The organism is Streptococcus mitis (genome assembly GCF_001074635.1).
GTDB lineage: Bacteria > Bacillota > Bacilli > Lactobacillales > Streptococcaceae > Streptococcus > Streptococcus mitis_E.
The window spans coordinates 1-6,210 of the sequence record NZ_JUQO01000210.1 but is presented as its reverse complement, the minus strand read 5'-3'; the positions used below and the strand labels follow the sequence as shown (position 1 = coordinate 6,210).

Below are 6,210 nucleotides of genomic sequence, written 5' to 3'. Positions count from 1 at the left end.
AAAACACTGTTTTGAGGTTGTGGATAGAACTGACGAAGTCAGTAACCATATCTACGGCAAGGCGAAGCTGACGTGGTTTGAAGAGATTTTCGAAGAGTATTAGAATTATAAAAAACGCATAATATCAGATGTAGAAAATTTGATATTATGCGTTTTATCATGAAAAGATTTTCTAAATTATCTCCTCAAATTGATTTTTTCACAGTCTAAAATAATTGATAGATAAACTATGAGTTGGGATTATTCTGACTCCTTACGAAAGCTAAATAATCCAGCAGTTAGAGTTAACATTCCAAATAGGGTAGCGAGAATTGAGTGATTTTCTCCAGTATTTGGCAAAGTCTTAGCTACTTGTTTCGAAATAGTTTCAGTCTTAGTTGCTAACGGCTCAGCTTGAGTTTTTGTACTACTTGAGTCATTTCCATTTTGTTCTGTAGTTGTTGGAGTATTATTACTATTTACAACTGGAACAGGAATTGTAGTACCTCCGTTATCACGGCTTGCGGCAACTTTGAAAGTCATAGCATAGATACTAAAGTGATTGGTTTCAAAAGTCACCTTATCTGTATCTTGTTTGAACTTCAATGCCTGTAAAGTACCGTCTGGAGCAACATAATAGACATTTTCAACTGGCTTATCAGCAGAAAGACTTACTAGAACCATGCCGTTTGGCTGAATAGCCTTGCCTCTCGCGTCATACAGATGAATGTCGAAGGCCTTGTATTTTTTTGATTCAAGTGAATTCGACTTGGTTTCTTCTACCCTGATATATCTGACATTTTTGAGTGTTGCTTCTGAACCATATACTTGAACGCTTCCAGCTTCGCTCGAAAGAACACGAGTATTGTTTGGGATGGCTGGATTAAGCGTAGGCGTTACGGGAGTTGTCGGTGTTATTGGAGCAACTGGTGTAACTGGATTTACAGGATTTTCACTTGGCTTCTCAGCTGGTTTCTCTGGCTTAGCAGGTTGTGGTTGATCAGCTGGAATAGTAGGAACACTTGGTTGCTTGTCTGGCTTAGGCTGTTCACTTGGCTTCTCTACTGGTTGTACTGGCTTAGTAGGCTGTGGTTGCTCAGCTGGAACAGTAGGAACACTTGGTTGCTTGTCTGGCTTAGGTTGCTCGCTTGGCTTAACTTCTGGTTTTACTTGCTCGGCTGGTTTTTCAGCAGGGTTCTTAAACAAGAAAACATAAGTATCGTAGGTTTCACCAAATAGATTGTATGAATGAGTTTTAGTCTTCTCATCATAGCGATTTGTTTCTTCACTTGGGAATCCTGGATAATAGAGTTCTTCCAGTTTTCTATCCTTAGTTAATGTATAAACCTGAATATCTTCTTTCTTCTCTTTTGATTTGATAGTTAAAGAGATACCGCCACCTTGGAGAGTTCGATTTGTTCCGTAAGTTGGATTTCCATTTTTATTAGGAACTTCATAGAAGATTGTATAAGCTTCGTAGTTCATTCCTTCTAACTCTGGAACTTTTACTCGAACAAGAGCAGGTTTAAACCTACTGTCCATATCTCCAAATCCGCTACCTTTAAATTTTATCTCTTTACCGTTTTCGAACATCGGATTATTGAAATTCGAATTAAAAGTATTTACTTTTATATGAGAGCCTGCATGAAGCAAGTCTGGTTCAGCTGTCCACCAACCGTAAGATGTTTTTTCTACATTTTCAGTAGGGAGTGGAATAGCAAGGTCGTTTGTTGTTAGAGTAGGGCGACCTGCTCCGTTAAACCAACGTTTTGGATTGTTAGTTCGATAAGGAATCTTTGGCAATCCAGCATTTTCAGCTGGTTCCACTGGTTTAGTAGGTTGCGGTTGCTCCACTGGTTTAACCTCTGGTTGAGGGTTTTCAGCTGGTTTATTTTCAACCGGCTTGTTCTCAGCTGGTTTCGGCTGCTCAGCTGGCTTAACTGTTTCAACTGGTTTCGAAATTTCAGCAGGTTTTTCCGCTTCCGCTGGTTGAAGATCTTTCGGTGTTGGTTTTTCTTCTACTGGTTTATTTTTAGTGTAAATAAAATAGTAGCGGAAAAGATTATCTCCTTTACCATTTTTGTAGCCAGAACCACGCAAAGCATAGGCTGCATCATAGCTAACTCTGACAACTTTTGGATCTGGGTCAATATCTGGATGGTCTGCAGCTGATTTTACGACGTGGCTAAAAGTGTAGTCGGAGAATTTTTTTGCTGTTAGTATTCCATCTGCACTATCTTTGTCAGGTGCGTTCCATGTAGACCAAACTTCTGCTCGTTTTGGACTATCAATCCTTGATTCAGTAGTGTATCCATATTTTTGAACACGATCAGCATCTAAGAAATCTGCTTGTATTTCATATGTTCGAGCGCTTATATCTGGTACTGCTTGCACAGCTCCAGGTTTTCCTGGGATTGGTCTATGGATTAGTTCATCTATGTCAACTCCATTAGCAGCATAAAGCTTCTCATTAGCCTCAACTATTAGTTTATTGCGCTCTTCTTGAGTTTTAGCTGCGCCATTCTTATAGGCTAAATCTTCTGCCACAATCTTCTTCATCTCTTCAGGATCTGTTATAGGTTGTTCTGGTTCAGGCGTTATGATTGGTAGACCTGGATCAGGTAGCTGATTGGTTGGATCGACGTTGTATTTTTTCTCGATCTCAGCATTTTTCTTGTCCTCTGCGATAGCCTCATCTGTTCCGTTTGCAAGAATGTTGCCCTCGGTTGAAGGTTTTTCGACAGGCGCGGGATCTTCTACCGGCTTTTCAGCAGGTTTCGAAACTTCTTTGCCTGGCTTTGGCTTAGCAATTGGGTCGAGCATACTGAAATCAACCCAGCTACCATTAGGTTTAGCAGCAACATTTGGCTGCGGCGCAACGTTTTCCTCGGCACGCACCAAAGTTGGCACGGCAGTACTAAGAATTACAGCAGAGAAAGTGACAATACCTAGTTTAGTTAGTTTATTCATAATTTTTCCTCCTCAGGAATATATAATTGCCTTTTTAGGCTTATAAAATGACAAAATCAACTTCCTTTCAAGAGCACAAAAGCAAAATTTTGAGCCAACTCATTATCTAAACATTTAATGTTCTTGATAGAAGCCTTAAATGAACCTTCATCCATTAACGGAACAATACAGCTATCATACTATTACATATCTTAATGATTTTTAAGTTTTTTGTTACCATAAGCTCGCTATCTCCTTTAGAGATAGGGAACTAAGTGTATCGCGTAACGACCGTTAAACGATACACAAAAAAATACCAGTCTAATACAGGTTAAAAACACTGTTAAACTCGCATTTTTTAAAATATTCATATTGTTGTTTTGACTGTTTTATCAAACGGTCGTTAATCGAAACAAATTTACGACTTCATTCTACCATTTTTCCCTGTTTTTAGCAATGATTTTCCGTTTTTTTTGACGATTGTTCGCCACTTTATTACGTTCTAACACTTTATATAGGGTTGATGTAGAAATTTGTTCAGCTTTTGCAATATTACGTATGCTTATATTTGAATGTAGATATTTGTTAAGTATCCGCTCCTCCTTTTCTTTTGAAATCCGTTTTGCTCCTAATCTAACACCATTTTCCTTAGCTTTTCGAAGTCCCTCTTTTGTGCGAAACCTCAGATTTTCCAGCTCATTTTCTGCCACAAAGCCTAAAATGATGCAAAGTAACCTGCCAATAAGAGAGCCTGTCTCTAGTTTTTCATGCAAACTGACTAGGTGAATATTAGATTCATTAAATAGTTCAATAAGTTCTAGTAGCTTAAACATAGATCGAGTCAGTCTATCTAACTTATAGATAGTGAAAGTAACCTGCTTGCCGTCTTTCGAAAAGTCAGAGGCCAGTTTTAAAGCTTTTGTAAGTTCAGGACGAGTGTTATTTGCACCAGATTCCTTTTCTATAAAAAGTTTATCGCAATGTTTGAGAGCTTCGATTTGCACTTTCAATCCTAGGTCTTGCTTATAAGTAGATACACGGGCATAGCCTATGTTGATAGTCTTTTTAGACATAAAAATCCTCCTGTTATCTTGATACAGAGGGATATTTTACTATGAATTTTAAAATAAGAAAAGACTTCAATTTCATAATCCCTATGAACTACACCCAAAAAGCTAGATTATTCTATCTAACTTTTTAGGGTTTACATAGATAGGGAAGGTATAATGATAGGAGTTTTACTTGCTTCTTTTCATTACCAAATAATCACGCGGTCTTCTGGTGAACGCCACATACCGTCTCCCTCTTTAACATCATAGGTTGTAAAGAAATCATCGAAGTTTGGTACTTGTACATTGACACGGAGTTTGGCTGGCGCGTGCACATCCACGCTAGCCAAAAGTTTCATAAATTCTGGACGACCTTTCATGCGCCAGATGCGACCAAAGTTGTAGAAGAATTCTTCTGCTGAGAAGTCTGCTTCTCGCTTAGCTGCTTCAAGCGCTGCAGCGATTCCTCCCAAGTCAGCCACGTTTTCTGACACAGTCAATTTACCGTTAATGGTTGCTCCATAAGAATCCTGTCCATCAAATTGATCGATAACTTTTTGTGTTTTCTCTTTGAAGGCGGCATAGTCGCTCTCTGTCCACCAATCCTTGAGGCTACCATTTTCATCAAAGGAAGCTCCGTTGGTATCAAAGGCGTGGGAAATTTCATGGGCAATAACTGCCCCAATACCACCGTAGTTAGCAGAAGATGACTGATGCAAGTCATAGAAAGGTGCTTGTAAAATGGCCGCTGGGAAGACAATTAGGTTCTTCTGTGGATTGTAGTAAGCATTGACCATATGAGCAGGCATGCCCCATTCCTTGTAGTCTACAGGCTGGTTCCACTTGCTCCAATTGTGCTTGATTTCCACACGCGCAAAGGCTAGAGCATTGTCAAAAAGACTAGCATTTTCATCCACTACCTTGTCCTTATAGCGTTCTGGCAATTCTTCTGGGTAACCGATATAAGGCTTGATGACATTGAGTTTGACAATGGCCTTGTCACGAGTTTCAGGAGTCAGCCAGTCATTTTTAGCCAAGCGTTCCTTATAGACATCAATCATAGTTGCCACTTTTTTCTCCACGTCTGCCTTGGCCTCTGGAGAGAATTTTTCATGGGCATACCAGAGACCCAAGGCTTGTTTGAAAGGACCTTGTGCTAGCTGGTAGGCTGCCTTGACCTTGTCTTTGGCTTCTGGAACTCCAGAAAGCGCACGACTGTAGGCACCTGACAAGACACGGATTTCTTCTGTTAAATAGCTGGTTGAGAGATTCACAACACTTAAAATTAAGGTTGCCTTGAGGAGAGGCCAAGCCTCTTCACTATAGAATTGATCTGCTGCTTGCCAGAAGCGTTCCTCATCTACAATAACCTTGTCTGGCACTTGTCCAAGAACGGCTTGGAAGAAGTCATCCAGAGGTAGGGCAGGCGCAAATTTCTTGAAATCTTCATAAGAATATGGATGGTAGAGTTTAGCATATTCTGAACTTTCTTCATTAGAAAGCACCACTGCCGCAACTCGACGATCCAATTCTAGTCTTTTCTCTAGCAAGTCTTCAATTTCTGTATCAGAGAAATCATAAGCCTTGAGGAGATTTGCGCTGCTTTCTTTCCAAAGAGTCAAGAGCTCTTCGCGCTGAGGATGGTCTTCTGCATAGTAGGTCGTATCTGGCAGGATCGTGCTTGGAGCGCTAGCCCATAAAACGTTGATTCTGGCATCCATAAAGTCTGGCGATACACCAAAAGGAAGGAAGTTAGGTTTTCCTGCAAGTTCAAACTCTGCTAGTTTGGCAGTGAAATCTGCAAAAGTCTCCAATTCTTGGAACTCTTTAAGAAGAGGCAAAACAGGTGTGATACCGTCGGCTTCTCTCTTATCAAAGTCACGAACTAGGCGGTGGTATTTGACAAAGTTTGCCAAGATAGCATCCTCAGGCACCTCTTCACCTGCCAACCACTTGTCTGTTGTATCCAGCATCAAGTCTTCAATTTCCTGGTCTAAATCAACAAAACCACCTGTTTGAGACTTATCTGCTGGGATTTCAGCTGTCTTCTGCCATTCTCCATTGATTGCATCATAAAAATCATCTTGATAACGTGTCATCTTGTTCTCGCTTTCATTTGTACTTGCTTTTAGCTTAACAAAAATTACCTGGGAATGCAATTAAAATACAAGATTAAAGAAACTTAAATATTTTACTGTTAATATTTTAATTTTTTGAAAAATTAACTTGACTT

At 39.8% G+C, this 6,210-nt stretch carries 3 protein-coding genes; all 3 read right to left on the bottom strand.

All coding sequences use genetic code 11. From position 1 onward, the window contains the following. Window positions 1–240: 240 nt before the first annotated feature. Window positions 241–2,949 (bottom strand): LPXTG cell wall anchor domain-containing protein, encoded by a 2,709-nt coding sequence (locus tag ADI58_RS08910; RefSeq protein WP_049522306.1) that lies wholly within the window; start codon window positions 2,947–2,949, stop codon window positions 241–243. Window positions 2,950–3,359: 410 nt separating this feature from the next. After that, entirely contained in the window at window positions 3,360–4,001 is a 642-nt protein-coding gene (locus tag ADI58_RS08905) for a recombinase family protein (protein ID WP_049522305.1), read from the bottom strand. A 182-nt stretch (window positions 4,002–4,183) separates the two neighbouring features. Beyond that, window positions 4,184–6,076, bottom strand: a complete 1,893-nt coding sequence (gene pepO / locus ADI58_RS08900; RefSeq protein WP_049522303.1) for an endopeptidase PepO — start codon at window positions 6,074–6,076, stop codon at window positions 4,184–4,186. Between the last annotated feature and the right edge of the window lie 134 nt (window positions 6,077–6,210).